We start from the raw sequence: 26,734 nt of genomic DNA, 5'->3' as shown, positions 1-26,734 counted from the left end.
CTTCATGTCCGCCAGCCACGTGTCCGCGCATCACGCCTTTGCCAGCCATCACGCCACCTTCAACCATGTCTGGTCCTCCCTCTTGCTGGAAGAGCTCTTTCGCCTCGGCGTGCGCGACATCGCCCTGGCCTCCGGATCCCGCTCGGCGCCGCTCACCATGGCCGCCGCAGCCCACCCGGGCTTTCGCCGCCACCTGCACTTCGACGAGCGGGGTCTGGGCTTCATGGCGCTGGGGCTGGCCAAGGGGAGCGGCCGCCCGGTGGCGGTCATCATGACCTCGGGCACTGCGGTGGCCAACCTCTGGCCCGCGGTGGCGGAAGCCCAGCTCACCGGGGTACCGCTCATCATTCTCTCTGCCGACAGGCCACCCGAGCTCATCGACAACGGGGCCAACCAGGCCATCGATCAGCCGGGGATCTTCGGTCGCTACCCCGTCTATCAGCAAAATCTGCCGAGCCCCACACCCACCATTCCGGCGGCCTTCGTGCTGAGCTCGGTGGATCAGGCCCTGGCCCGACAGGCGCACACCCCGGGGCCGGTGCACTTCAACTGCATGTACCCCGAGCCCCTCTATCCCGGCGATGCCTACCTGGACTTTGCCGACTACCTGGCGCCCCTCGGCGACTGGCTGCACTCGGCCAAGCCCTGGAGCCCCTGGCTGGCGGGCGAGCCGGGCTGCCCCGCCCAGCCGGACTGGGAGGAGCTGAAGGGCAAGCGCGGTGTCATCGTCGCCGGGCGCATCCAGGATCCGGTGCAAGGCAAGGCGGTGGCCGAGCTGGCCGACCGCCTCGGCTGGCCCCTGCTGGCGGATCTGCAAAGCCAGATCCGCTTCGATGATCGCAACCTCGTCCACACGGATCTCGCCCTGCAACACAGCGACTTCGTGGCCGAGCTGGCCCGCGCCGAGGTACTGCTGCAATTCGGCGCCCGCCTCATCTCCAAGCGCCTCGGCCAGTTCATCAAACAACACCCCTGGCAGGATTACTGGCTGGTGGACCCGCAGCCGGCACGCCTCGACCCCGACTACCGGCTGCGCCGTCGCCTGGTGTGCGACCCCGCCGCCTTTGCGGCCGCCCATCCAATCCCCCATTCTCAGCAGCCCTGGCACCAGTTGGCCGCGTGCCAGCAGGCCATCAGCCAGCAGATCCGCACCGCCTGTGATCGCTTCTCGGAGCTCGGGGTGTGCCACCGCCTGAATCAGCTCATCCAGGGTCAGTTGTTCGTCGGCAACAGCATGCCGGCCCGGCTGATGGACATGCTGGGCGAGGTGGGCAAGGGCCCCAGCCGGGTGATGACCAACCGCGGCGCCTCCGGCATCGATGGCCTTATCGCCACCGCATACGGCTTCGCACAGTCGGTCCCGCCTGACAGTCGCGAGCCCACCACCCTGCTGCTCGGGGATCTCAGCGCCCTGCACGATCTCAACAGCCTGGCGCTGCTCGGCAAGGGGAGCCGCCCCCTGGTGGTGATCCTGCTCAACAACGACGGCGGCAGCATCTTCCGCATGCTGCCTGTGCCCACCCAGGACGCCCTGCTGGAGACCTACTACTGCCTGCCCCACGGCCTGCACTTCGAGCACGCCGCCGCCATGTTTGGCCTGCACTACCGGGCCCCCACCACCCTCGACGCATTTGAGCAGGACTATGCCGCAGCCCTGAAAAACGGGGTAACCCTGATTGAAATCAAGGTACCGAGCAGTGAAGTCGCCGAGGATCTCAAAGCACTGGGAGCCGCTATCCGTGGTCTCTGATCCCGCCGCGCCGCTGGTGCTGCTGCACGGCCTGCTGGGGGACGCCGACGACTGGCGACCTGTCATCCAGACCCTGCCCGACGTCCCGTGCCATGCCCTGGATCTGCCGGGCCACGGCCGCAACCGGGCACTGCGGGTGAGCGGCTTTGACGAGGCCCATCGCTGGCTCTGCGACGAGCTGGCCGCACGGGATATCGCCCACTACCGGCTGGTGGGGTATTCGCTGGGGGGGCGGCTCGCGCTTCATCACGCCAGCCAGACCCCGGCGGGGTTGCAGGCCCTGCTGCTGGAGAACTGCCACCCCGGGCTGCCTGCCGGTGAACGTCCGGCCCGCATCGCTCACGATGAAGCCTGGGCCCGGCGTTTCGAGTGCGAGCCCCTGACCCGGGTGCTTGCCGACTGGTACCGCCAGGGCGTCTTCGCCGACCTGGACGACGATGCCCGCACCCGCCAGGCCGCACGCCGCCTTGGCAACGACGGCAAGGCCGTGGCCGCCATGCTGAGGGCCACGTCCCTGGGGCGGCAGCCGGATCTCGTCCCCTGGCTTCGGGATACCCAGCTGCCGGTGCAGTGGGTCTCCGGCAACCGGGATCACAAATTCCATGCCCTCGCTTGCCAGTTGGTAAAGCAAGGCTGCAATATCAAACACTTGGCTCTGGATGGCGGACACAATCTGCACACAAGCCAGCCCGATACCTTTGCCCGGCTCCTGCGGGAGTGGGCTCACCAACCAGAAGAGAAGATCCATGATTGAAGCAATGACGGAAGCCGAGCTCTATGCCCCTGTCGAGTGGCACGACTGCTCCGCCGGTTACGAGGACATCCTCTATCACAAGTCCCCAGAGGGCATTGCCAAGATCACCATCAACCGTCCCCAGGTTCGCAACGCCTTCCGCCCCCGCACCGTGAAAGAGATGCTGCAAGCCCTGGCCGATGCCCGCTACGACGACAAGGTCGGCTCCATCATCCTCACCGGCTTCGGCGAGAAGGCCTTCTGCGCCGGCGGCGACCAGAAGATCCGCGGCGACTACGGTGGCTACAAGGACGATGAAGGCACCCATCACCTCAACGTGCTCGACTTCCAGCGTGACATCCGTACCTGCCCCAAACCCGTGGTGGCCATGGTGGCTGGCTACGCCGTCGGTGGCGGCCACGTGCTGCACATGATGTGCGACCTGACCATCGCCGCCGACAACGCCCAGTTCGGCCAGACCGGCCCCAAGGTGGGCTCCTTCGACGGCGGCTGGGGCGCCTCCTACATGGCCCGCATCGTCGGCCAGAAGAAGGCTCGGGAGATCTGGTTCCTCTGCCGCCTCTACGACGCCAAACAGGCCCTCGACATGGGGCTGGTCAACACCGTCGTGCCCCTGGCCGAGCTGGAGCGTGAAACCGTGCGCTGGTGCCGCGAGATGCTGCAACACAGCCCCATGGCCCTGCGCTGCCTGAAGGCGGCCCTCAACGCCGACTGCGACGGCCAGGCCGGTTTGCAGGAGCTGGCAGGCAATGCCACCATGCTGTTCTACATGACCGAAGAGGGTCAGGAAGGGCGCAACGCATTCAACGAGAAACGCCGTCCCGACTTCTCCAAATACAAGCGGAATCCCTGATGACACTCGCCCTCTACCGCTACCAACTGCCCTTTACCCAGCCCCTGGCCTTTCACGGTCAGTTGCAGGTAGCGCGCGAGGGCCTGCTGGTACGCATCGACGATGGCTGGGGGGAGATAGCCCCCCTGCCAGGATTTTCCAAAGAGACCCTGGCCGACGCCCAGGCCGAGGCCCTCGACTGTCTGGCGCAGCTGGCGCGGGGACAGACCCCGACGCCACAGCTGCCCTCGGTGCAGTTCGGGCTCGACTGCGCCCGTCGTAGCTGGCCCGAGCAGGGTGCCCCCCTGCCCGAGCCCTATCCGCTGATCCAGGGCTCCCCCCAGGAGCTGCTCAAGAACTGGAAGCAGTGGCTGCACGAGACCCCCCTCAAGGCCAAGCTGAAGGTGGCCCGCTACCCCATGCGCGACGAGCTGGCGCTAATCCGGCTACTGCTCGATCGGCGCCCCAACCTCAAGCTGGTCCTGGACGCCAACCAGGGCTGGACCCGCGAGGAGGCCTGGGCCTTTTGCGGCCACCTGGATCCGAATCGCATCGAATACCTCGAAGATCTGTGCGCCGACTTCGAGGACATCGCCTTCGTCGCCAGCCGCACCGGCATGCCGGTGGCGCTGGACGAACTGCTGGCCCAGGGCAAGCCCTGGGAGCCCATCCCGCAACTGCGCGCCCTGGTGCTCAAGCCGACCCTGCTCGGCGCCCTGGCCAACAGCGAGGCCCTGGTGGCCCGTGCTCGCGAACTGAAACTCAAGGTGATCGTCTCCTCCTGTTTCGAGTCCGGTCTCGGCCTCGGTCAGCTCGCCCGCCTCGCGGGGGAGTGGGCGCCGGATCAGGCCCCTGGCCTCGATACCCGCCGCTGGCTGGCCAGGGATCTGCTGGACAAGCAGGGGCAACCCGATCCGGGCAGGATGGACCCCCTGTTTCACCGTGACTGATCCATGCTGACCCGTCAGATCCCACGGCAGGAAACCTGCCCGGTACGACGCTGGGCGACACAGGCCCCTCATCGCATTGCCATCCACAGCGGGGAGCCTCTTAGCTACCAGCGCCTCGACCTGCGCCTCAACAGCCTGTGCAATCAGCTCGCCCGGGCCGGGCTGGAACGGGGAGATCATCTCGCCGCCGTGGTGCGCGGCGCTCTGGAGGATGTGTTGCTGGCCTGGGCCTGCGTGCGCAGCGGCATCGTCTTCTGCCCCCTCAATCCCGCCTTTCCGGCAACCAGACACAGCGAACTGGCGAGCCAGCTCGAGGCCCGGGCATTCTGGTCGGCAGGCGAGATCCCGGCGGGCGACTGGCAAGCCCTCAGCTTCGACTTCACGGGCGAGCTGGCCGCAGATGGGGAGTCCCCGCTGGTACCCGACCAGCCGAACAACATGATCCTCACCTCGGGATCCAGCGGTACCCCCAAGGCGGTGGTACACCGCCTCGCCAACCACCTCGCTTCGGCCCGGGGTTCCGCCACCCTGATCCCCCTGGACGAAGCCTGCGGCTGGCTGCTCTCCCTGCCACTGTTTCACGTCGGCGGTTACGCCATCCTGTTTCGGGTCTTCCTGGCGGGAGCCGCCCTGGTGCTGGACGATCGCACCCGGCCCCTCAAGGCGCGGCTCGAGGATCAGCCCATCACCCACCTCTCGCTGGTGCCGACCCAGCTCTGGCGCCTGCTGGCACAGGGGTTCGACCCATCCCGCACCCGGGTGCGAGAGCTGCTGCTCGGGGGCGCCGCCATCCCGGCGCCCCTGGTCAACCGGCTGACCGCTCTGGGGCTGGAGCCCAAGGTGAGCTATGGCCTCTCCGAGATGGGCAGCCAGGTCTGCACCGGGCAACCCTGCGCCGCCGGCGTGGTGGGTCGCCCGCTGCTGGGGCGGGAGGTCTGCATCCGCCAGGGGGAGATCTGCGTGCGCGGTGAGACCCTGTTTGCCGGCTATTTCAGGGAAGGCGAGCTGGTGCGCCCCCTCGATGAAGAGGGCTGGTTCCACACCCGGGATAAGGGCCGCCTCACTCCGGGGGGTGATCTGGTGGTGGAGGGGCGGCTCGACAACCTCTTCATCTCGGGAGGGGAGAACATCCAGCCCGAGACCATAGAACAGCGGCTGGTGGATCACCCCGCCGTGGCCCAGGCGCTGGTGGTGCCCATCCCGAGCGACGAGTGGGGGCAGCGCCCCGCCGCCTTCATCGACTGGCACGGCGAACCTGCCCCCCCTGCCGAACTGGCCGCCTGGATCAGGCTGTCGTTACCCGGCTTCATGGTGCCGGACCAGTGGCATCCCTGGCCGGATCTCGGCGGCAATCTGAAACCCTCCCGCACCCTGCTCGCCCGCAGCTTGCGACAAGAGGAGTGACGCCTCCCCCATATGGGGCGGAGTCCTTGCTATCAACACAGCCCCCTTTGGGGCTGTTTTTATGTTGTTTGCTCCCGAATGCATCATTTCGCTGCGCCATCTGGCCAATTGATATTCCTTTGGAGCCCAATAACCTCTCTGGTCCCCACGCCTCTCCATCCACCAAAGGGATCATGATGAAGCACCTCTCTCCCCGACTACTGCTCCTGGCAGCCCCAGGCCTGCTCGCTACCTCGGCGCTGGCCAACTACTCCCCCTCCGACTGGCAACAGTATCAACTCAAAGGCGAATCCAGCCGTCAGCTGGGGGATCGTCTCACCGAAGTGACCTTTGAACTGAGCGCCCGCAGCGGCGACGCCTCTTATCAGCAGTTGAGGGTGTATCGCCGCTTCGACTGGCGCGATGCCAACCTGGCTGCGCTGGCAGAGCAGCAGTGCGGCGAGCCGCAACTCAAGATCGAGCAGGGCTGGCAGATCCGCTACCTCAGCTGTGAAGAGGTGGTACCAGCCGGCAAGGCCGTCCCGGCCAGCAGCTATGACTATGGCTACGGCATGAAGCAAGGCCGCTGGGAGCCGCTAGCGGGCACCCCGACCGCGCCGCGTCAGGATCGTCTGCCGCTGGCTGAGCGGGTCATCCTGGGTCACAGCGAGCAGGAGCTGGATCGCTGCGAGCTCAACGCCGAAGGTCGCTGCGCCGAGCAGCCATGGCAGTACCAGCCGCAAAACTGGCAGCAATTGAAGGTGCTGGAAGAGACCCCCAATGAACGGGATGGTCGCCTCGAGCAGACCTTCTTCCGCCTGCAGCCCATCGCGGGCAGCCAGGCCGCCAAGCAGGTGAGCGAGCTGCACGTCTGGCGCCAGTACACCTGGTTGCTGGAACAGGCAAAGACCCAGCAGGAGTGCGATGAACCCCAGACCCGTCAGGAAGGGGACAAGACCATCAGCTATCGGGTGTGCCGTCAAACCCTGCCCGCTGGCAGCGAAGTGCAGGTGGTCTTGAAGGACACCGGCTATCAATACCCGGTGGGGGGCAGCGAATGGCAGACCCTGCCGGAGACAACCGAGTGGCAGGAGAGCCGGGTGCTCAACCGCCCCATCGTGCTGGCCAGCAAGGAAGAGCAGCTCGACTGTCGCCGTGCCGACGGCCGCGCCTGCTCCGAGCCGGATCTGCCGGGCACCGAGCTGCTGGACGCCGACGCAGCCAAGATAGTGCAGGACGCCAGTGGCCAACCCGCGCCGGTCTGGCAGGAGAACTATGGTCACGATGACACCAAGCTGCTGGCCGTGTCGCGCGGCATCCAGAGCCTGCTGGCGGCCAATCAGCCGGCTCATCCGGCCATGAAGCTGCTGCTGGAATACGTGCGCGCCCACAACTACCACAACTACGGCAAACACAAGGAAGACGGCCCGGCCGCCGCCGAGGCGCTGGCTGAGGCATTGACCGCGCTGGGCGCCCATCCGCTGCTCTTCCCGGAGCAGGCCAGCGACGAGGTTGGCGCCGTCATGGGTGCCTGGAGCATCGCCCTGCACGGCCAGTTCAAGAGCCCGGCAGTGCAGAGCCGTTTTGGCACCCTGCTCGGAGAATTCAACCAGATGCTGGCCTACAGCACCCGCCATGCCAGCGAGATCAACGGTCAGCACGCCTGGGCGACCGGCCTGTTCGATCTGCTCAACTTCCTCGACTTCGCCAGCGACTACAGCGACCCCTTCACCAACGACTTCCGCCAGCAGGATGGCGAGCTGCGCAAGCAACTGCACGCCCTCGGCATGAGCGAACTCGCGTTGTGGAAAGGGCGGGATGGCGCCGATCTGTTCCTGCTCAACAACGTGCTGGATGCCTACACCCGCCTCTACCGGGTCGCCCGCTACACCCGCCCGGACGAGCTCGATGGCTACCGCAAGCTGCTGGATGACGCCGTCATTGCACTGGTTCGCCACCACGACCTGATCCCCGGTGGTCAGCAGAGCCAGGACCTGCTGGCAGACATGTCACTGACCCTCTCCACCTACTACCTGACCTACACGGACCGCACCAGCGAAGCCTGCATCAGCGGTGACTTCGCCGGGCTCTGCACCCCTGTCCGGGTGGAGGACGTGCTGCCCTTCGAGCATACCTGCTCGCCGACCCTGCGCCTGCGGGCCCAGGATCTGACCATGAGCCAGGCCGAGGGGATCTGCCGTGAACTGGGTGCCGAAGAGCAGCAGTTCCACCAGCAGATGGAGACCGGCTGGCAGCCGGTGGCGGACGATCACAACGAGGCGCTGGAACTGGTGGTCTTCAACTCCTCCGCCGACTGGAAACGCTACGGCAGTGCCCTGTTCGGCGGCGTCTCCACCGACAACGGCGGCATCTACCTCGAAGGGGATCCGGCTCGCCCCGGCAACCAGGCCCGCTTCTTCGCCTACGAGGCGGAGTGGAAACGCCCTGCGTTCCAGGTGTGGAACCTGCGCCACGAGTACGTGCACTACCTGGACGGCCGCTTCAACCAGTACGGCAGCTTCGGCCACTACCCGCTCAATCGCACCACCTGGTGGTCGGAAGGGCTGGCGGAATTCATCGCCCACGGTCAGTGCTTCGCCCGCGGTCTGGACAACGTCGCCGGCCGCCCGGCCAGCGACCGTCCGGCCCTGGCCGACATCCTGCACCTGGATTACGACAAGGGCGGCGAGATGGTCTACTCCTGGTCCTACACGGTGCACCGCTTCCTCAGCGAGACGGGTCGCGGCGCCAGCTGGCTGGCCATGGCCCGGGCCCTGCGAGGCCCGGATCGAGAGCAGGCCATGAGCGCCTTCGAAGCCGAGCTGGATGCGCTGATCGCAAGCGACAGCGAGGCCTACCAGCAGTGGCTCGGCCGCGAGCTGCTGCCTTGGTGGGAAGCCAACAAGGACTCTGACGAGTGCAAGGCCAACGACTCCTCCCACTGAGGACGAGACGGCTATGACAAGGGGCGGCCATGGCCGCCCCTTGTTTATGGCGCCGTTTGATAAGCCCGGGATCGGGGCGCGCGCTGCGACAACCTCTGCCCGAGTGAGACCCTGCGCCGCCATCAAACCTGACGCGCCACAACAACTTGTAATAGAATGGCCCCCTGTCTTCTCTTACTTCAGACCCGAACCGCACCGCGCATGAAGAAGTTTGCCAAGATCCTGCTCGCCTGCCTCTGCCTGTTGCTGGCCTCCATCGCCGCCCTGCTTGGCTACAGCGAGTGGACCGTCTCGGACGCCCGTCACTACACCTACGACGACGTCAACGCGGTGCCCTACAACCGGGTCGCCCTGGTGCTCGGCACCTCCAAATACCTGATTGGCGGCAGCCCTAACCACTACTTCAAATACCGGATCAAGGCCGCCGCCGAGCTCTACAACAACGGCAAGGTGGACTACATCCTGGTCTCCGGCGACAACGCCACCGTGCAGTACAACGAACCGCGCCAAATGCGGCGGGCCCTGATCCAGGCCGGCATCCCGGCCAACGCCATCTACAGCGACTACGCCGGCTTTCGGACCCTGGACTCCATCGTGCGGGCAAAGGAGGTGTTCGGTCAGGCCCACTTCACCGTGGTCTCCCAGGCCTTTCACAACGAGCGAGCCATCTTCATCGCCCGCCATTTCGGCATCGAGGCGGTCGGCTTCAACGCCGTGGATCCCAGCGCCTATCAGGGCATCAAGACCCGGGTGCGCGAGGTGTTTGCCCGCCTGATGGGGCTGCTCGACCTCTACGTGCTGGACAAGGGACCCAAGTTCCTCGGCGAGCCCATCGTCATCGGCGCTCCCGTTCCCTGCCAGGCGTTGAGCACCATAGGGGCGAGCCAGCCCTGCCTGCCCATTGCACCGCCCCTTCATCAGCCGAAGGCCAAGCAGGCAACGGCCGTAAGCGCGGCAACAGCCACCAGTGCAGCGGCTGCAACCAGCGGTGCACCAGCCACCAGCGCAGCCGTGCCGAGCGAAGCAACGCCCGTGGATAATCCGGCTGCCAGCAGCGCGCCGACCCCTCAATAGCAGAGACCCGCCAACAGGCGGGTCTCTTTCATCAGGTGAAATGGGGCGTCAGGCCAGCGCCGCCACGTAACGCCGTGCCACCTCGTCCCAGTCGATCACGTTGTAAAACGCGGCTATGTAGTCGGGACGCTTGTTCTGGTACTTGAGGTAGTAGGCATGCTCCCACACATCCAGCCCGAGTATGGGGGTGAGCCCCTCCATCAGGGGGCTGTCCTGGTTCGCGCTGCTCACCACCTGCAACTTGCCGCGCCCATCGACCACCAGCCAGGCCCAGCCGCTGCCAAAACGGCTCAACGCCGCCTGGGTAAAGGCCTGTCTGAAGGATTCCAGCCCACCCAGATCCCGCTCGATCGCTGCGGCCAGCTCGCCGTCCGGCTCGCCGCCGCCCTGAGGACTCATCACCTGCCAGAACAGGCTGTGGTTGGCGTGACCGCCGCCGTGATTGCGCACCGCCCCCTGCACCTGGGCCGGCAGGCTGTCGATACGGGCAAGCAATGCCTCCAGCGGCAGGGCAGCCAGCTCCGGCAGATCGGCCAGGGCGGCATTGAGGTTGTTGATGTAGGTCTGATGGTGACGGCTGTGATGGATCTCCATGGTCTTTGCATCGATATGGGGTTCCAGCGCGTCATAAGCGTAAGGAAGGGCTGGCAGGGTATGGCTCATGTTCATTGTCTCTCCTGTTGGGCTCAATGCAGTTGATGGGCAGAGCCGGTCTGACACAGACATTGACCCAGGCTGCGCTGGATGCCGTCGTGATGACCGTGTTTGCCCAGAAAGGCGAGCAGCTCGGTACGGGTACTGCGGGCGTGGCGAACAGCCGCCTCCCGCAGGGCAGCGGAACTGGTGGGGGACTGGCTGGTGGCCAGCAGGCAGTCGTGGATGTGACACAGCAGGTCGGCGGCCCGATCCGGCAGGGTCATGGCCACCAGCAGATCCGCCAGGTTGTGATGGGCCACCACCAGGGCCGCCACCGCTTCGTCGGCATCGTGCCAGTCGGCAAACTGCTGGCGGGCAAGCCACAGCGCCTGCTGATAGCAGTCGAGCGCCCTGGCGTACTCCCCCGCATCGAAATGGCGGTTGCCACTCAGGGTCTGCGCCTTCCAGTGCGCCATGCTGCTGTCCGCTCCGGTGGTACCGACCCACCCCTTCACCCAGGTTCCCGTCATGACTCGACCACTCAAATGATAATAATTATTATTTAACTTATTTAATGGGCAGACACAAGGAATAGTTGGTGCAGCCTTTTTTGCCCATATGGGTAGGGTTTTTCTGCAATCCCCGGTTTAGTGATCCCACCCACAGATACATTTGAGTTCAGCTACCATGCTGCCGGTACTGGCATGAGGCCGGTGGCTGCCCCGGTGACGACCAGAATGCAGCCGGTTTTTTCACAAGGACGGTGAAGATGAAAAGATGGCTATTGATGCTGTTGTGCGCCCTGCCCATGCTGGGTCAGGGCGCCGGTTATACCCAGACCCGCTACCCCATAGTGCTGGTGCACGGTCTGTTCGGTTTCGACAAGCTGCTCGGTGTCGATTACTTCTACGGCATCCCCCAGGCCCTGACCCGGGATGGCGCCAAGGTTTACGTGGCCCAGGTCTCCGCCACCCAGAGCTCGGAGCTGCGCGGTGAACAGCTGCTCAAGCAGGTGCAGCAGGTGCTCGCCATCACGGGGGCCGAGAAGGTGAACCTCATCGGCCACTCCCACGGCGGCCCCACCATTCGCTACGTCGCTTCTGTCGCCCCCGAGCTGGTCGCTTCCGCCACCAGCGTGGGCGGGGTCAACCATGGCTCGGAGATCGCCGACCTGGTGCGGGCCAAGGTGGCACCGGGCTCGGTGGCCGAGAAGCTGGCGGTGGCCGCCGCCTCGGCCCTGTCCGGGGTCATCTCGCTGCTCTCCGGGGGCAGCCAGCTGCCGCAGGATCCCCTCGCCGCCCTCGACGCCCTCGACGCCCTCACCAGCACCGGCGCCCAGCGCTTCAACCAGCGCTACCCGGAAGGGCTGCCGAGCCAGCATTGCGGTGAAGGGCCCATGCAGGCCGCCAACGGGGTCTACTACTTCTCCTGGAGCGGACGCGGCACCATGACCAACATCCTGGATCCGGTGGATCCGGCACTGGCGCTGACCGGCAGCTTCTTCAAGGAGCCCAGTGACGGCCTGGTCGGGGTGTGCAGCAGCCACCTCGGCAAGGTGATCGGCACCCACTACCGCATGAACCATCTGGACGAGGTGAACCAGTCGTTCGGCATTCGCCACCTGTTCGAGACCGACCCGGTCAACCTCTATCGCCAGCACGCCAACCGCCTGCAGAGGCTGGGACTATGAACAGGGCATGGCTGATGGCTGCTCCGCTGGCGGCGGCCCTGCTGCTGGGGGGCTGGCAGTATTGGCCCTCCGCTGACGCAACCGCCCCTTCGCCGCAACATGCCGGGCCCGCTTCCCCTCTGGTCAGGCAGGCCGCACCGCCGTCGGATAAGTCCTCGCTGCAGGCCCGCCATGAAGCCTTTCTCGCGGCTGAGGGCAGCCTGACGGTGCCGGCGGATCCGGGCCTCGCCAGCTTGCAGAAGCTGTTCGACGAGCGCGAGCAGTTGCGCAGGCAGCGCTTCACCCCGGCCGAGCAGGAGCAGCTGTTTGCCGAGGACAGGCTGATGGAGCAGTGGACCCTGCGCCGCAAGGCGCTGGCGGAGGCCAGCGATACCGACAAGCCGCTGCTGGCGAGCGAGCTGGAGCTCTGGCTGGCGGAGCAGCCCCAGTGGTTTCGGGAGGCGGAGGCCAACAGCCGCCTGCTCGGCGATCTGCAGGCTCTGGAACAACTCCCCGCAGCCGGGCGTGACGCCGCACTGCGCGAACAGTTGGGACCGGAGGCGGCAGACCGGTTGCTCCAGCTGGCAGAGAGCCAGCAGGGGTTCGAGCAGCAGCTGGCCGGCTATCTGGCCGAGATCAGGCCCCTGCCTGCCGAGGCCCGGGTCAGCCAGCAGCCAGAGATCCTGGCACGCTGGTTCGAGCCCGGTCAGTGGCGACGGGTGGAGGCCCTCACCCGGCTCACCCTGGGCGAGCAGTAACCGGCATGAAAAAGGGGCCCGCAAGTGGGCCCCCATTCTTTGACGCTGCCGCCCTTACTGCGGCTTGTTGGCACCCGGCAGCGGCTGCCAGGTGAGGCGAGTCACCCGGTTGCCCTGCACCTCGCAGGTGAGGCAGAGATCCTGCCACCCCTTCTCCTGGCGCAGGGAGACCTCTCCCTTGATGCCCTCTGCACTCCTCTTGAGTTTGGCCGGCTCGAAGGTCACCTTGTCACCTCCGGCGAGCGCCATCAGCTTGCCATTGCAGAGCCACTGGGCGAGCTCGGCCCCCTTGAGCTTGACGCCCCCCTTGTCAGCCTTCTCCTCGGCGGTGCTCGGTGCAAACAACCCGCCCAGCTCGGCCGCCCGTCTGGTCAGCCAGGCTTCCCGCTGCTGCATGCTCATCTTGCTGACAAACTCCGCAGGCTGCCCCTTGTCGTCCAGCCACTGGGTCAGGGTGCCCTTGTCATCGAAGGCGAACTGGGCGGCGGGCTCCTTGACCCCGAACAGCTTGCCCCCCTTGAAGTAGTAGCGGCTCTCCCCCTCCTGCTTGCCCTGTTCGTTCAGAATGGGAACGGCGATGATGACGGGCTTGCCGTCGACCCAGGCCTTGATGTCGACGCCGTCGTGGCTGAACAGCCGGGTGTCGAGGGCGCCCTCGGCCCCCTTCTCCATCAGGGTAAACTGTTCGGCCAGGGTGGCGGCCAGGGAAGGCAGGGAGCAGAGTCCCAGCGTGAGAGCGATCAGGGTGTTGCGCATAGTTGTCCTGTGATGGGCCAGAAGGCCGGATTAACTCTCTACCAACCAGGCCCGCAGCCCCTCCCGGTGAGCCTCGCTCAGGGGGATGGACTGGCGGGTCCGGTAGTCAAAATGGATCAGGGTCGTCTCGGCGGTCACCGCCAGCTCGCCGCCCTGCCAGGCCTCCTGCCAGAGTGTGAAGGAGCTGGTGCCGATGCGGCGTACCCCGGTTTTGATCGACACCTGCTGGCCATAGAACAGCTCCCGTTTGAACTGCACCGTGTAGCCCGCAATGATCAGATACCAGTCATGCACGTCCAGCTCGGGGGAGAAGAGGCGAAACAGCGGGTCGCGGGCCGATTCAAACCAGACCGCCGGCACCGTGTTGTTGATGTGGCCGAGGGCGTCCGTCTCTTGAAAACGGGGTTGGATCTGCATTTCCAGCATGGATGTCGACTCCTTGTCGTGGGACCGCGCACAGGCTAGCGCGCCCATCCTCAGGACTCAAGCATCCCGCGCTTTGGCTGAGAGCCCTCTCCGGTTTCCGGCGCCGCCATTCCCTGCTCGGGCCTTAGCCAAGCGCTGCGAAAATCGAACCAACCCAGGGCCGTCATCCGCACGCCGTGCACGCCGACCCGGCTCTCCAGCTCCAGCCAGTGGTGGAACAGGGGCACGAACCAGCCCTGGCGTTGCACTTCGGCCAGCAGGGCGCGCGGGCCGGGCTCGACGCCGCTGGCACGCCACTGCGTCAATCCCTGCCACAGGGCCTGTCGCCCCCCCCATATCCGGCGCAGCAAGGGGGTGCCCTGGAGCCAGGCGTAGGGGGCGAAGGCGTGCTCGTGCTCCAGGTTGAGGGTGCCGAGCCAGAGATCCACGTCCTCGTCCGCCCCGCTCACCCAGCGGCCGTAATCCAGGGTGCGCACCTCGAGCGCGATGCCCTGTTCTGCCAGCAGGCTGGCCATGGCGCCGGCGCACTCCTCAAACTCCAGGTGCTGGTTGAAGCAGGCCAGCACCAGCCGCTCCGGCAAACGGGTCGGCGTGGGCTCGGGGGCGGGCTGGGTCTCGCGCCAGTGGGGCAGCAGGCCCAGCGCGCTGGTCCAGCCCCGCTGCAGTTCGGGGGCGACCCGCGCCATCAGGGCGATGGGGTTGAGCAGCCGGCTCAGCCACTGACGCAGGGCAGGATCCTGCAGCAGGGGGGATCTGTCGTCCTGAAGCAGGAAGTAGCAACCCGATTCGAGCTCGGACTCACCGCGCATGGTGCCGAGTTCCGGGCTGTCGCTCCCGAGCCGCAGGTGGCTCTCCAGCCGATCCGCCAGCTCCGGCAGCATCCAGATGTCGATCTCGTCGAGCAGGGCCCGCAGGCCGAAGTAGTCGTCGAATGCCTCGAGGCACAGGTGCAGGGGATCGTTGGTGGTCACCCGATAGGGGCCTGTCCCCACCGGCTGCAGGGCAAAGCCCGGCTCCCCCTTGAGCTCGCGGGGCAGGATGGCGGCCACCGGCTCTGCCAGCAGGTGCGGCAGCAGGGGATCCGGGCTGTCGAGGTGCAGATCCAGGGTGCGCGGCCAGGGGCTCTCCAGCCGGGCGAGATGGGCAAACAGGGGGCGATCCCGCAAGGCCAGCAGGCTCTCCATCACGTCCTCCACCGCCAGCACGCGACCGTGGTGGAAGCGCACCGCCGGCCTCAGGTAGAAGCGCCAGTGGCAGGGGCCCAGGCACTCCCAGTGGTGGGCGAGATCCCCCTCGATTTCCCCATTTTCCTCATTTCGCCGGGTCAGGCCGTTGAAGATCTGGCGGCTCAGGTGCACCTCGGAGCGGCGCAGGGGGTCGGTGGGCAGCAGGCGCGGCAGCGGCCGGTAGTAAGGCACCCGCAGGATCTGGCGCCCCTCCCGGGTGGCCTGACCGAGCTGCTCGATGAGCAGAGGGGTGAGCAGGTCCAGCCGATCTTCCGCCAGCCGCACCGCCTGGGCGAGTTGGCCCTGGCTCAGCAGCTCCCGCAGCCGGCGGCGGGTCAGGCTCTCCTGGTTGTCCAGCAGGGTGAGGCGGGAGCGCCGCCCCCGCCCGGCCTCGGCCGACCAGTCGAGCCAGCCCTGCTCCTGCATGCGGCGCAGCAGCAGGCGGGCGTTGCGCGGGGTGCAGCAGAGCAGCTCCGCCACCTCGGCGAGGCTTGTCTCCCGTTCGTCGCCGCCAAGCTGCTGGGCGAGCCGTTGAAACTGCTGATAGAGGCGGCTGCTGGGCATAAAAGAGGAAATCCTTGTGAGTAAAGTCATCAGTTTTTACTTCCTCATTTTAGCTCAATACTGCTGGCGAACGTGAACACCACAGCACAGGAGCACCATCATGAGCCAAGCCGCCACCCCCAAGCCGAACCGGATCCAGCAGACCCTGCGTCGCTACTTCCTGCGGATCCTGCCCCGTCCCCTGACCCTGATCGAGGACCCCATGAGCCAGCTCAACCGCCTGATGCAGTGGGACATGCACCAGATAGACGACAGGGAGTATCGCCGCCGCCTCTGACCCCGCCCCGGACAGGCCCCATGGCCACCACCGCGTGCCGGCATTGCTTTACCGGATTGGGTGGTTTACATCGGCGCCGGGCCTGCTAGATTGGACGTCTATCCATCCATGATGGCGACATCCAACAAGGAGTGTGTGATGAAAGATGCGACCCTGGCCCTGCACCACGGCTTTTCCCACGATCCCGCCACCAAGGCGGTGGCCGTACCCATCTACCAGACGGTGGCCTACGAGTTCGAGAGCGCCCAGCACGGGGCGGATCTGTTCAATCTGGCGGTGCCGGGCAACATCTACACCCGCATCATGAACCCCACCAACGACGTGCTGGAACAGCGGATGGCCGCCCTGGAAGGGGGGATCGCCGGCCTGGTGGTCTCGGCGGGTTCCGCCGCCATCACCTACGCCATCCAGGCGCTGACCGCCGCCGGCGACAACATCGTCTCCACGCCCCAGCTCTACGGCGGCACCTACACCCTGTTCGCCCACATGCTGCCGAGCTTCGGGGTCGAGGTGCGCTTCGCCAGGGATGACAGCGCCGAGGCCATCGCCGCCCTCATCGACGACAGGACCAAGGCGGTCTACTGCGAGAGCATCGGCAACCCGGCCGGCAACATCGTCGATCTGGCGGCCTTCGCCAAGGTAGCCCATGCCCGTGGCGTGCCGCTGATTGTCGACAACACGGTCGCCACCCCTGTGCTGTGCAAGCCCATCGAGCACGGCGCCGATATCGTGGTGCACAGCCTGACCAAGTACGTGGGTGGCCACGGCAACTCGCTGGGGGGGGTCATCGTCGACTCGGGCAAGTTCCCCTGGACGGACCATGCCGAGCGCTTCCCCCAGCTCACCCAGCCCGAGCCCTCCTACCACGGGGTGGTCTATACGGAGGCCTTTGGGCCGGCGGCCTTCATCGGCCGGGTGCGCACAGTGCCGCTGCGCAACACGGGCGCGGCGCTGGCCCCCATGAACGCCTTCCTGCTGCTGCAGGGGCTGGAGACGCTCAGCCTGCGCATGGAGCGCCACGTGGACAACGCCCTGCGGGTGGCCCATCACCTCAAACATCACCCCAAGGTGGCCTGGGTCAGCTACGCCGGCCTGCCGGGCCACCCCCACTACCCGCTGGCGGAGAAGTACATGGCCGGCCGCCCCTCGGCCATCCTCTCCTTCGGTCTGAAGGAGGGCTACGAGGCGGGGGTGCGCTTCTACGATGCCCTGAAGATCTTCAAGCGGCTGGTCAACATCGGGGATGCCAAGTCCCTGGCCTGCCACCCCGCCTCCACCACCCATCGCCAGCTGAGCGAAGAGGAGCAGGCCAAGGCCGGGGTCAAGCCGGAGATGATCCGCTTGTCGGTGGGGATCGAGGCCATCGAGGACATACTGGCGGACCTGGATCAGGCGCTGGAGGCCTGAGCCAGCAGCAGAGCGGGGGCAGCCCCGCTCTTTTCTTCTGTGAGCCGGTGAACCAGTTTCAGTGCCGGCGCGTATCATGCCCTTCCGTCACCCCGTCGAGGTTCCCATGATAGTCCTGCACCACCTGAACAAATCCCGCTCCCAGCGCATCATCTGGCTGCTCGAAGAGCTGGGCCTGCCCTACCGGATCCAGGCATACCAGCGCGATGCCGCCACCTTCCTGGCGCCCCCCGAGCTCAAGGCCATCCACCCCCTCGGCAAGTCACCTGTCATCGAGTTTGACGGCCGGGTGCTGGCGGAATCCGGTGCCATCACCGAGTACCTGATCGCCCGCCACGCCCCCGAGCGGCTGGCGCCGGCCCCCGACAGCCCGGAGTACGCCGAGTACCTGCAGTGGCTCCACTTCGCCGAGAGCTCCGGCATACTGCCGCTGCTGCTCGACATCTTCGTGCGAAAGGATGGCAGCCCGATGCGCTTCCTGCCGGGCTACGCCAGGGCAGAGTGCGCCAAGGTGCTGGGCTACCTCGATGAGGTGCTGGCCAGCCGCCGCTACCTGGTGGCCGATCGCCTCACCGGCGCCGACATACTGAACTCCTTCCTGGTGGACCTGCTGGCCCAGAGCGGCCAGCTGGCCCAATTCCCGCACCTTGAAGCCTACTGGCAGCGGCTCAACACCCACCCGGCCCGCCAGAAGGCGGCGGCGCTGGAGCGCGAGCTGGACTGCAGCGCCGAATAAGCGGCTGTGCGACAGGCAACGCCATGCAAAACGCCCCGAAGATCGGGGCGTTTTCTTTTCCGTTGACCAGCCGGTGATCAGAGGGCGAGAGAGAGGATCCGCGCCACTCTGATTGCCAGGTGCTGGCCCCCTGACTTAAAGCGCGTGGGAAAGGATCCTGGCCACCTTGTCGGGATCTATGTCCTGCTGCTCCCCGAGGGCCGTCAGGCCGAAGCGCTTGAGGTTGGAGCAGATCCCCGGGATGCAGCGCGCATCCAGGCCGTAGTCGGCGAGGCGGGTGCCCACCCCCATCTGCCGGAAGAACTGCTCGGTGCGGATAATCGCCTCCTCGATGCGCAGCGCCCTGTCCTCCCGGGTCGAGTGCCAGACCCGCTCCGCGAACTGGGCCAGCTTCTCCTGCTTCTGGGCCGCTTGCTCCCGCAGCAGGGAGGGCAGCACCACCGCCAGGCTCTGGGCATGATCCAGCCCGTGCAGGGCGGTAAGCTGGTGACCGATGGCGTGGGTGGACCAGTCCTGCGGCACGCCGCGCCCGATGAGGCCGTTGAGCGCCAGGCTGGCCGCCCACATCAGGTTGGCGCGCACCTGGTAGTTGGTGGGCTCCGCCAGCGCCCGCGGGCCGTTGTCCACCAGCACCTGCAACAGGCCTTCCGCCAGTCGGTCCTGCACCTCGCCCCCCACCGGGAAGGTGAGATACTGCTCGATGATGTGAACGAAGGCATCCACCACGCCGTTGCCCACCTGGCGCGGCGGCAGGCTGTAGGTGGTAGTGGGATCCAGCACCGCAAACACCGGCTGCACCAGCGGGTTCATGAAGGAGAGCTTGGCCTCCCCCCGGCTCACCACCGCGGCCGGGTTGCTCTCCGAACCGGTAGCCGGCAGGGTCAGCACGCAGCCGAGCGGCAACGCCGCCTCGACGGGGGCCTTGTGCAGCAGGATCTCCCAGGGGTCCGCCCCTTCGAAGCAGGCCGCGGCGGCCACGAACTTGCTGCCATCCACCACGGAGCCGCCACCCACCGCCAGCAGGAAGTCGATGCGCTCGCGCTTGACCAGGGCCACCGCCTCCATCAGCTGATCGTACTGGGGGTTGGCGCCGATGCCGGGAAACTCCTGCCACTCCCGTCCCGCCAGCGCCTGGGTCAGCTGCTCATAGACCCCGTTCTGCTTGGTGCTGCCACCCCCGTAGAGCACCAGCAGACGGCTGCCGGCTGGGATGAGCTCCGGCAGAATGGCTATCTGGCCTTCACCAAAACAGATGCGGGTGGGATTGGCATATTGGAAGTTGTACACGGCAGAGCCCTCGGTTGATTGCATGCCGGGGAATTGTGCGCCTGCCGTGCCATCAGGTCAAAACGGGAGCCTGTCGTCAAAAATACGATGCCAGCCTGCCGATGCCGGGCGCTCCTGCCCGGCTTTGCTATGGTGATAGCGGGCAGACGAGTTCGTCGCCCCCTCAAGCCCCTCCCGGGGTCCCTTTCCCACTCACAGGGTCTCTATCATGAAACTGAAGCACGCCTGGATTGCGGGTGCCCTCACCCTCTGTGCCCCTCCCCTGCTCTATGCCGCCGAGGTCACCACCCATGTGGCCGTGGCCCCCGGACAAGCCAGCCTGGCCGAAGAACTGACCGCCAGGGCAACCGTCACCGCCATCGACCTGGCCACCCGCAAGGTCAGCCTGAAAAATGCCGAAGGGCAGACCCTGAATCTGATCGCCGGGGAGGAGGTGACCAACCTTCCCCAGCTCAAGGTGGGAGATGTCGTGGCCTTGAGATATCTGCAACTGCTGGACCTGACCCTACTCAAGGGCACCGCCGGGGTGAGAAAACGGGTGGTGGAAGTGGAAGGGGGCAAGGCGGCCGCCGGGGAGAAACCCGCAGCCGGCGCCGGCATGCAGGTAACCATCTATGCCGATGTCATCGACGTGGACAAGGCGCACCAGACCATCCGGGTCAAGGGGGTCGACCATACCCTGACCCTCAAGGTGCAGGATCCGGCCCAGTTCGCCCTCATCGCCAAGGGGGACCAGATCAAGGCCGTGCAGACCACCGCCATCGCCATCGGGATCGCCCCCCAGAGTCCCTGAGCTCTGACCACGGCAGGCCGTGCCTCCCACGGCCTGCCGGCCCCGTGGCAAGGGGGCAACCCCTTGCCTTTAACGCCCAAAGATTGCCGTTTGAATCACATCATGCCTAGGAGGCGGATTTGCCGGTGAGGCGATCCATGGCCTCCTTGAGCATGGCATCGCGCTGCGCGGCCAGGTCCTTGCTCTGCGTTTCGCGCTCCTCGGCAGAGAGCGTCTTGTCATCCGCTATCCCCTTGAGCTGACGCTCGAGATTGTCAAATTTTTTGCGATCAAAGCCCAGGGCCTTGTCCACCATCTGCTGCACCCGCACATCCTTGACGCCACCGGTCAGGACTGTGTTCTTGCCGTTCCTGGCCAGATGCTCGTAGGTCAGCGCCTGCTGCGCCTTGCCGGTCAGCACCTGGCTGGAGAGGCTGACCTGCTGAGACCAGCCGCTCTGCTTGTCGTCGCTGTCGCTGAGGGTCGCCAGGGCTCGGTTCTGGGACGCGCTCTGGGCGAGTTGATGACCATAGGGTTTGATATCCATGAAGGCTCCACGCTCACTGCCGGCCTCGCCGGCTCCGGGGATGGGTTCCCCGCCATGGGCCGAAGACAGCAAAATGCAGGCCATCCCACGGTTCAGCACGGGTCACAGCACGCCTCCTTCTGCACTCCATGACGAGTGCGACCAGACCCATCAAAAAAAGGCGCCCGAAGGCGCCTCTTGTGGACAGGAATCTGCTCGTCATGACATCAGCGACGGCTGATGTGGAGCGGACCGAAGGTCTGGGCCACCGGCATGATCTCGATGCTGTTGATGTTGACGTGGGCGGGCTGCTCGCTGATCCAGAGTACGGTATTGGCGATGTCTTCCGGCAGGATGGCCTGCACCCCCTGATAGACGGTGGCCGCCTTGGCGTCGTCGCCATGGAAGCGCACGTTGGAGAACTCGGTGCCACCACACAGGCCGGGCTCCACGTTGGTGACGCGGATGGCCGTGCCCGCCAGATCGGCGCGCAGGTTGAGGCTGAACTGCTTCACGAATGCCTTGGTCGCGCCGTAGACGTTGCCGCCCGGATAGGGGTAGGTCCCTGCGATGGAGCCGATATTGATGACGTGGCCGCGGTTGCGCGCCACCATGCCCGGCAGCAGCAACCGGGTGATCAGGGTCAGGCCGCTGATGTTGGTGGCGATCATCTGCTCCCAGTCTTCCAGATCCGCCTTGTGGGCAGGCTCCAGCCCCAGTGCCAGGCCGGCGTTGTTGACCAAAAGATCCACCTGTTGCCATTCGGTCGGCAGCCCCTCGATGGCGGCGCGGGTGACAGCCTTGTCCTGGACGTCGAACACCAGGGGCAGGAACTGCTCGCCCAGCTCCTCGGACAGGGCGGCCAGCCGTTCGGCGCGACGCCCGGTGCCGATCACCCGGTGGCCAGCGCTCACCAGCAGGCGGCTGATGGCCTCACCAAAGCCGGACGAGGCGCCCGTTACCATTGCAATCATGTGAACCTCCATTGTTATTTGTCTTCTTGAAAAATCAGCACGTTATATGTCGCGTTTGCCCAGCTTTCGCCATGCGAACACCGCCAGATGCAGCAGGAAGAGACCCGAGCCCCCCAGCGCGAACAGCAGGCCGGTCAGGGCGTTGACCGAGGTATCGGCGCCGCACCACCACCAGACCAGCCAGCCGACGGCCCCGATGAGAAAGGTCTGGGCGGCGCAGACCGGGCAGCGCCCGAGCTTGGCCCTGATGGCGGTGGCCAGGCAGTCCTCGCAACTCATGATGGCGCCTGCCGCTCATCCCCCAGCGCCAGCACCAGGCGGTGGGCATGCTGTCCGGGCCCGTAATAATCGGGCAGCCGTACCCCGGGGCGAAACCCCAGCCCCTGATAGAGGGTCCTGGCTTCTGGGTTGGCGTCGGCGACCTCGAGGCGAATCGCCCCCCAGCCGGCCTCGCGCCCTTCCCGGATCACCTGCTCCAGCAGGCGGCGTGCCCACCCCTGACGGCGGACGGTCCAGCGGATGGCGAGGGTCTGGATGATGAGACGATCCCAGCCTTTGTGCTCCAGCACGCTCAAATAGCCCATCACCTGCGCCTTCTCGTCTTGCAGCAGCAGGGTGCGCCCCTTGGCCTGATTGAGCAGATAGTGCCAGCGGCTGCGGCCGAAGGCGACCTCGGGGGGAAAACAGTAGCGTTCCAGCTTCACGATGGCGCCCAAATCATCGGCTCGGGCGGCGCGCACGGTCAACACGGGGAGTCCTTGTTCGGTTATTTATCCTCAGCACCAGAAATGCGACTTGTATCACAAGTTACCAAGGCAGAATATTAGGCACTGTAACCTCTTGTTTCCCCTCGCGCCATTGTCGTGCTTGTCGGTGCATCGAAGCCCACTGGGGATCCTGCCGTTTCTGGCAGTCCTTTCTGTGGAGCCTGAAAATATGAGTACCTATGTCATCGTCGAGGAGCCGGGCGACTGGCCCTGCCATGCCGACTATCTGCTGACCGCCCGCACCTACCTGCAACACGGTCTGCCCACCACAGGGGGGCGTCCGCGCATCATCAACCTCTGCCGCAGCCTGGAACACCTGGGGGCCGGTTATTACTGCTCCCTGCTGGCCCAGGCCCGCGGCCACCACTGCCTGCCCGGATTGCAGGCCATCAGCCGGCTGCAGCCCCAGCAGCCTCCCGCCAAGCTGTGGCGCAAATTGCAGGGCTGGCTGGCCCAGCAGAGCGAAGACAGGATCCGGGTGCGCGCCATCTTCGGCCAGTGCGAACAGAGCGAGCTGGCGGGGCTCGCCCGCTATTACTACGGCCTGAGCCAGTTGCCGCTGCAGGAGCTGACCCTCAAGCGCGGTCGCCACGGCTGGTCGGTGCGTCAGCAGGAGAGCCTGTCACCGCTGGCGCTGAGCCCGAGCGAGAAGGCGCTGATGGTGCAGCACGCCCAGGCGCTGGTGGGCACGGGGGACGAGGAGCAGACGGCGCCACGCTACCAGCTCGCCATCCTGGTCGACCCCAACGACGGCCGCGCCAGCAGCGATGCTCTGGCGCTGGAGCGTTTCATCAAGGCGGCCGCTGCCCAGGGGATCCAGGCCGAGATCCTGCCCCCCTCGGCCATCGAGCGGTTGCCGGAGTTCGACACCCTCTGGCTGCGCGCCGAGACCGCGGTCGGCCACTACACCTTCGAGTTTGCCCGCCGTGCCGAGCAGCTCAAGATGCCGGTCATCGACAGCTCCCGTGCCATCCTCGCCTGCAGCAACAAGCTCTATCTCTACGAGCTGATGGTGCGCAGCGGCGTGCCCATGCCCCCCACCACCGTCGTGACCCGCCGCGGCCGCCAGCATGTGGACGAACTGGTGCAGCGCCTCGGTCTGCCGCTGATGGTGAAGATCCCCGACGGCGCCCAGGGGCGCGACCTCGCCATGGCCAGCGATGACATCCAGCTCGCCCGCCTGCTGGACGAGGGGCTGGCCCGCTCCGCCCTGCTGTTGGTCCAGAGCCGGATCCCTGCCGAGTTCGACTGGCGCATCGGCTTTCTCGACGGCTCGCCGCTGTTCGCCTGCCGCCGCTACCGACCCGAACCCGGCAACCGCATCCGTCGCCGCAAACACCCCCTCGACATGAGCCGCATCGAGGCGCTGCCCCTCAGTGAAGTGCCGGAGCGGGTGCTGCAAACCGCCCGCCGCGCCGTGCACCAGCTCGGCAACGGCCTGTTCGGGGTGGATCTGCGCCAGCAGGGTCAGGGCTGCGTGTTGCTGGAAATCATCGACAACCCCTGGATACGTGGCGATATTGAAGACAGGGAGGCAAAGGACCTCTACGAGCGCCTCGCCCGGGCCTTCCGCCAGCGGCTGGAGAACCGGGGGCAGAGCGCGACAGGATAACAAGCATCGCGAGCAGAGGTGGATATGATGACAATGCAGTGGTGGGACATCGCGCCCCTTGGCTGGGAGAACATCCTGGTCTGTCTGGTGTGTGGCACCCTGGTGGGGCTGGAGCGGCAGCTTCGCGGCAAACCGGTGGGGATCCGCACCTCTTCCCTCATCGTGCTCGGCACCTACTGCTTTCTCGCCATCGGCGCCGCCGTCAGTCCTCAGGGCGCCGATCAGGCGCGGGTGCTGGGTCAGCTCATCACCGGGGTCGGCTTTCTCGGGGCCGGGGTCATGATGACCCGGGATGGTCAGGTGCTGGGGGTGACCTCCGCCGCCGCCATCTGGATGCTGGCCGCCCTCGGCGCCCTCATCGGCATGGACATGCTGCATCAGGCGCTGCTGCTCACCGTCGTCACCCTCTCCATCCTGGTGGGGGTGGACTACCTGGAAGCCAGCTTCAAGAGCCTGCGCCGCGGGGTGCACAATCGGCTGGAACACTGGCGCCACGGGGCCGAGTCCTCGGTCTCTTCCCGCCGGGACGATCTGGGCAGCGGCATCGAGAAGTAAGCCGCCACCATGAAAAAGGGCTCCATCATGGAGCCCTTTTTGTTGCCTGCCTCCCTCAGCGCACCAGCAGGAAGCGGCCAGTGAGGGGTGGCAAGTCCACCGTCACGCTGCTGCCACCGATGGCCAGATTCTCGCCGCTCTGCAGATCCACCAGGGCGCTGCCGCTGCGCAGCTTGCCGACCGGCACGGCGTAGCTCTGGGGCGTGGTGGAGACGTTGAGCAGGTAGACTACTTGCTCGCCAGCCGTCTGCTTGATGTCGCCATAGATGCTCCCCTCGGCCACCAGCTTGACCCGCTCCCCCTGATAGAGGGCCGGGTGCCCGGCGCGCAAGGCCAGCAGATCGCTCAGCCACTGCTTGAGCTCGGCCTGCTCGCTGCTCGGCACGAAGCCGGTGACACCGGGAACCTTGCCATCGCTGCGGGCCACGTGATCATCGCAGAGCCCCTGGGCCGCACAGTCGCCCCCCACCTGACTGGCAAAGCCAGGCACCTCGTCGCCAAACTCCTCGCCATAGTAGAAGGTAATGGGACCGGAGCGGGCGGCCATGAAGCTGAAGGCCGCCTTGTGGCGTTGCCAGTAGTCCACCCCATTGAAGTTGCCCCGCTCCAGCAGATCGCCGAAGCGCACCAGATCGTGGTTGCCCAGCATCAGGTTGGGCATGGCGTGGTCCGGGTAGTTCTCCACCTTGTTCCAACTGGCGTCGAGCACGCTGGCCCCCTGCCCGCCCTTGCCAGACTCTTCCACCGCCAGCGCCTGTACCAGGCCGTAGCGCAGGGGGAAGTCGAACGCCGAAGAGAGCGCCGGGTTGTCGCTCGGGCCATAGGCCTGGGCACGGATCTCGTCGGCGCCCTTCCACACTTCCCCCACCATGTAGCCGAGGGTGCCCCACTGCTGGCCGGCGGCCTTGCGCGCCGCGCTGGCCTGCGCCACCTCGCTGCGAATGGCGCGCCAGTCATCCAGCCCCAACTGATAAGCCTGATCGAGGCGCCAGCCGTCGATGCCGTACTGCTCGACCCAGTAACGGGCCACCTCCTTGAAGTAGGCCAGACTCTCGGGCTGGCCGTAATCCACCAGCTGACCCGGGTAGCCTGCGCCGCCGCTCTTGAAGGCAGGCAGCCGCCCCTCTGGTGAAGGCTTGCTCACCCCCACCTTGTTGACGTGGCCGAACACCCCGTCGAGGAAGACATAGAGCCCGCGCTGGTGCGCCCCGTCCACCAGTTTTTTAAGCTGGGCGTTGCTGCCGAAGTTGGGATCCACGTTGAAGAAGTCGCAGGCGAAGTAACCGGTGGCATCCAGCCGGTCGTCCCCGGCCTGGCCGGCGCAGGAGTCAAACACCGGCGTGAGCCAGATGGCGTTGACGTTGAGGCTCTTGATGTGGTCGAGGCTGTCGATGATCCCCTGCAGATCGCCGTTGTGCCGGGAGGGGCCGTAGCCGACGCCGTAGTTGGCGCTGCCGTCGCCGTCAACGAAGGACTCCACCATCACCTGGTAGGTGCGCAGGTTGCAGGCTGGCTGATCATTGCCGTAGCAGGCGCGGCTGGCCGACGCGGGGGGCGGATTGACCACCGGAGGCTGGGGGTCACTGCTGCCACCGCCTCCCCCGCTGCCGCAAGCCGTCAGTAACAGGGCGGCCCCGATGAGGCCGCCACGACGCAACGTTCCTTGTTTCATTGTTATGTTCCCGCTGTGGTGGATGGGCGCCCAAAGCGCCGCACTGGGGTCATGATAACGACCTGACCGACGCGGGTCTGTGACTGAAAACGTTACCTGACTCAACGAGTTAGCATGTCAGAATCGATGCATGTTGCGATCGGGGAAGGCGGCGCGCTCGTCGATGGGCAGGATCAGGTGGTAGACCTCGTGGGCCGCCAGGGTGAAGCCCGTGGGCCACGCCAGTTGATGGCGATCATCGATGAAGACACGGGCGAAGCGACGCTCGGTCTCCATGGCCGCAAACAGCGGCTGGCCGCGCCAGGGGGTGAGATCCAGCACGCCTGTGGTGCCGTCGGAGAGCACCACGAACAGAGACCAGCCCTGCATATATTCCACATCGATGAAGACCGGCATCCCTTCGGCTCCGATTGAGAAATCCGGCGC

Annotated in this window: 27 protein-coding genes; 15 read left to right on the top strand and 12 right to left on the bottom strand. The window is 66.1% G+C overall.

The window, feature by feature from the left end:
* Positions 1 to 4: 4 nt before the first annotated feature.
* The 7 genes from menD to J9893_RS14565 all read left to right on the top strand — a co-directional run bounded on the left by menD (position 5) and on the right by J9893_RS14565 (position 9,688).
* Entirely contained in the window at positions 5 to 1,750 is a 1,746-nt protein-coding gene (gene menD, locus J9893_RS14595; RefSeq protein WP_210599869.1) for a 2-succinyl-5-enolpyruvyl-6-hydroxy-3-cyclohexene-1-carboxylic-acid synthase, read from the top strand.
* Positions 1,740 to 2,504: a 2-succinyl-6-hydroxy-2,4-cyclohexadiene-1-carboxylate synthase gene (gene menH / locus J9893_RS14590; RefSeq protein ID WP_210599868.1), complete on the top strand. Its 765-nt coding sequence runs from the start codon at positions 1,740 to 1,742 to the stop codon at positions 2,502 to 2,504. The genes menD and menH overlap by 11 nt, the downstream gene beginning before the upstream one ends.
* A 4-nt stretch (positions 2,505 to 2,508) precedes the next feature.
* On the top strand, positions 2,509 to 3,357 hold the full coding sequence (menB, locus tag J9893_RS14585) for a 1,4-dihydroxy-2-naphthoyl-CoA synthase (protein WP_010672740.1): 849 nt from the start codon (positions 2,509 to 2,511) through the stop codon (positions 3,355 to 3,357).
* The gene (menC, locus tag J9893_RS14580) at positions 3,357 to 4,286 is read left to right on the top strand and encodes an o-succinylbenzoate synthase (protein WP_041212276.1); all 930 of its coding nucleotides are present in this window, start codon (positions 3,357 to 3,359) and stop codon (positions 4,284 to 4,286) included. Before menB ends, menC begins: the two co-directional genes overlap by 1 nt.
* Positions 4,287 to 4,289: 3 nt before the next feature.
* Positions 4,290 to 5,690, top strand: a complete 1,401-nt coding sequence (gene menE / locus J9893_RS14575) for an o-succinylbenzoate--CoA ligase (RefSeq protein WP_210599867.1) — start codon at positions 4,290 to 4,292, stop codon at positions 5,688 to 5,690.
* 176 nt (positions 5,691 to 5,866) lie between these two features.
* Complete coding sequence (locus J9893_RS14570; RefSeq protein ID WP_210599866.1) at positions 5,867 to 8,614, top strand: collagenase; 2,748 nt, start codon at positions 5,867 to 5,869, stop codon at positions 8,612 to 8,614.
* A gap of 156 nt (positions 8,615 to 8,770) precedes the next feature.
* A complete protein-coding gene (locus tag J9893_RS14565; RefSeq protein WP_210599865.1) occupies positions 8,771 to 9,688 on the top strand; it encodes an ElyC/SanA/YdcF family protein in 918 nt (305 codons plus the stop codon).
* A 48-nt stretch (positions 9,689 to 9,736) separates the two neighbouring features.
* Here J9893_RS14565 and J9893_RS14560 read toward each other — a convergent pair whose 3' ends face one another.
* Complete coding sequence (locus J9893_RS14560; RefSeq protein ID WP_042880836.1) at positions 9,737 to 10,351, bottom strand: superoxide dismutase; 615 nt, start codon at positions 10,349 to 10,351, stop codon at positions 9,737 to 9,739.
* Positions 10,352 to 10,374: 23 nt separating this feature from the next.
* Complete coding sequence (locus J9893_RS14555) at positions 10,375 to 10,800, bottom strand: hypothetical protein (RefSeq protein WP_029313599.1); 426 nt, start codon at positions 10,798 to 10,800, stop codon at positions 10,375 to 10,377.
* A 293-nt stretch (positions 10,801 to 11,093) separates the two neighbouring features.
* On the opposite strand from J9893_RS14555, the gene J9893_RS14550 reads away from it, so the two are divergent.
* Positions 11,094 to 12,014 (top strand): triacylglycerol lipase, encoded by a 921-nt coding sequence (locus J9893_RS14550; RefSeq protein WP_143237000.1) that lies wholly within the window; start codon positions 11,094 to 11,096, stop codon positions 12,012 to 12,014.
* Positions 12,011 to 12,751 carry a lipase secretion chaperone gene (locus tag J9893_RS14545; protein WP_143236999.1) on the top strand — a complete coding sequence of 247 codons (741 nt, stop codon included), beginning with the start codon at positions 12,011 to 12,013 and terminating at the stop codon, positions 12,749 to 12,751. Before J9893_RS14550 ends, J9893_RS14545 begins: the two co-directional genes overlap by 4 nt.
* A gap of 54 nt (positions 12,752 to 12,805) precedes the next feature.
* Here J9893_RS14545 and J9893_RS14540 read toward each other — a convergent pair whose 3' ends face one another.
* Genes J9893_RS14540 through sgrR form a run of 3 tightly spaced genes read right to left on the bottom strand, consistent with a single transcriptional unit; the run spans position 12,806 to position 15,723 of the window.
* The gene (locus J9893_RS14540; RefSeq protein WP_143236998.1) at positions 12,806 to 13,507 is read right to left on the bottom strand and encodes a hypothetical protein; all 702 of its coding nucleotides are present in this window, start codon (positions 13,505 to 13,507) and stop codon (positions 12,806 to 12,808) included.
* 30 nt (positions 13,508 to 13,537) lie between these two features.
* Positions 13,538 to 13,933 (bottom strand): thioesterase family protein, encoded by a 396-nt coding sequence (locus tag J9893_RS14535; protein WP_143236997.1) that lies wholly within the window; start codon positions 13,931 to 13,933, stop codon positions 13,538 to 13,540.
* A gap of 50 nt (positions 13,934 to 13,983) precedes the next feature.
* Positions 13,984 to 15,723 (bottom strand): HTH-type transcriptional regulator SgrR, encoded by a 1,740-nt coding sequence (gene sgrR, locus J9893_RS14530; RefSeq protein WP_143236996.1) that lies wholly within the window; start codon positions 15,721 to 15,723, stop codon positions 13,984 to 13,986.
* 100 nt (positions 15,724 to 15,823) lie between these two features.
* Here sgrR and J9893_RS14525 point away from each other — a divergent pair, with 100 nt between their 5' ends.
* The 3 genes from J9893_RS14525 to J9893_RS14515 all read left to right on the top strand — a co-directional run bounded on the left by J9893_RS14525 (position 15,824) and on the right by J9893_RS14515 (position 18,143).
* Positions 15,824 to 16,000, top strand: coding sequence for a hypothetical protein (locus J9893_RS14525; protein ID WP_084202829.1), 177 nt, complete (start codon positions 15,824 to 15,826; stop codon positions 15,998 to 16,000).
* A 138-nt stretch (positions 16,001 to 16,138) separates the two neighbouring features.
* Positions 16,139 to 17,407 carry an O-acetylhomoserine aminocarboxypropyltransferase/cysteine synthase gene (locus J9893_RS14520; RefSeq protein ID WP_143236995.1) on the top strand — a complete coding sequence of 423 codons (1,269 nt, stop codon included), beginning with the start codon at positions 16,139 to 16,141 and terminating at the stop codon, positions 17,405 to 17,407.
* A gap of 106 nt (positions 17,408 to 17,513) precedes the next feature.
* The gene (locus J9893_RS14515; protein ID WP_185975502.1) at positions 17,514 to 18,143 is read left to right on the top strand and encodes a glutathione S-transferase family protein; all 630 of its coding nucleotides are present in this window, start codon (positions 17,514 to 17,516) and stop codon (positions 18,141 to 18,143) included.
* 135 nt (positions 18,144 to 18,278) lie between these two features.
* On the opposite strand, the gene J9893_RS14510 is transcribed toward J9893_RS14515, so the two are convergent.
* Positions 18,279 to 19,454: an iron-containing alcohol dehydrogenase gene (locus tag J9893_RS14510; protein ID WP_143236993.1), complete on the bottom strand. Its 1,176-nt coding sequence runs from the start codon at positions 19,452 to 19,454 to the stop codon at positions 18,279 to 18,281.
* A 184-nt stretch (positions 19,455 to 19,638) separates the two neighbouring features.
* Between J9893_RS14510 and J9893_RS14505 the strand changes: the two genes are divergently transcribed.
* Positions 19,639 to 20,223 carry a hypothetical protein gene (locus J9893_RS14505; RefSeq protein WP_103243818.1) on the top strand — a complete coding sequence of 195 codons (585 nt, stop codon included), beginning with the start codon at positions 19,639 to 19,641 and terminating at the stop codon, positions 20,221 to 20,223.
* Between the two features lie 106 nt (positions 20,224 to 20,329).
* Here J9893_RS14505 and J9893_RS14500 read toward each other — a convergent pair whose 3' ends face one another.
* From J9893_RS14500 to J9893_RS14485, 4 genes are all read right to left on the bottom strand, one after another.
* Positions 20,330 to 20,749, bottom strand: a complete 420-nt coding sequence (locus tag J9893_RS14500) for a hypothetical protein (protein ID WP_143236992.1) — start codon at positions 20,747 to 20,749, stop codon at positions 20,330 to 20,332.
* Between the two features lie 206 nt (positions 20,750 to 20,955).
* Positions 20,956 to 21,702, bottom strand: coding sequence for an SDR family oxidoreductase (locus J9893_RS14495; RefSeq protein ID WP_143236991.1), 747 nt, complete (start codon positions 21,700 to 21,702; stop codon positions 20,956 to 20,958).
* Positions 21,703 to 21,744: 42 nt separating this feature from the next.
* Positions 21,745 to 21,981 (bottom strand): DUF3624 domain-containing protein, encoded by a 237-nt coding sequence (locus J9893_RS14490; protein WP_039039791.1) that lies wholly within the window; start codon positions 21,979 to 21,981, stop codon positions 21,745 to 21,747.
* Positions 21,978 to 22,451 carry an N-acetyltransferase gene (locus J9893_RS14485; protein ID WP_103259406.1) on the bottom strand — a complete coding sequence of 158 codons (474 nt, stop codon included), beginning with the start codon at positions 22,449 to 22,451 and terminating at the stop codon, positions 21,978 to 21,980. The genes J9893_RS14490 and J9893_RS14485 overlap by 4 nt, the downstream gene beginning before the upstream one ends.
* A 187-nt stretch (positions 22,452 to 22,638) precedes the next feature.
* Here J9893_RS14485 and J9893_RS14480 point away from each other — a divergent pair, with 187 nt between their 5' ends.
* Both J9893_RS14480 and J9893_RS14475 read left to right on the top strand, forming a co-directional pair.
* Positions 22,639 to 24,081, top strand: a complete 1,443-nt coding sequence (locus J9893_RS14480) for a RimK family protein (protein WP_041212263.1) — start codon at positions 22,639 to 22,641, stop codon at positions 24,079 to 24,081.
* Between the two features lie 24 nt (positions 24,082 to 24,105).
* On the top strand, positions 24,106 to 24,636 hold the full coding sequence (locus J9893_RS14475) for an MgtC/SapB family protein (protein WP_045523053.1): 531 nt from the start codon (positions 24,106 to 24,108) through the stop codon (positions 24,634 to 24,636).
* 55 nt (positions 24,637 to 24,691) lie between these two features.
* On the opposite strand, the gene J9893_RS14470 is transcribed toward J9893_RS14475, so the two are convergent.
* Both J9893_RS14470 and J9893_RS14465 read right to left on the bottom strand, forming a co-directional pair.
* Complete coding sequence (locus J9893_RS14470; RefSeq protein ID WP_143236990.1) at positions 24,692 to 26,308, bottom strand: alpha-amylase family protein; 1,617 nt, start codon at positions 26,306 to 26,308, stop codon at positions 24,692 to 24,694.
* Between the two features lie 117 nt (positions 26,309 to 26,425).
* Entirely contained in the window at positions 26,426 to 26,704 is a 279-nt protein-coding gene (locus tag J9893_RS14465) for a DUF2442 domain-containing protein (protein ID WP_041214353.1), read from the bottom strand.
* Positions 26,705 to 26,734: the final 30 nt, after the last annotated feature.

The sequence above is a fragment of the Aeromonas sp. MaB10011B genome, from assembly GCF_017939325.1.
Lineage (GTDB): Bacteria > Pseudomonadota > Gammaproteobacteria > Enterobacterales > Aeromonadaceae > Aeromonas > Aeromonas caviae.
This window is presented reverse-complemented; position numbering and strand designations above follow the sequence as displayed.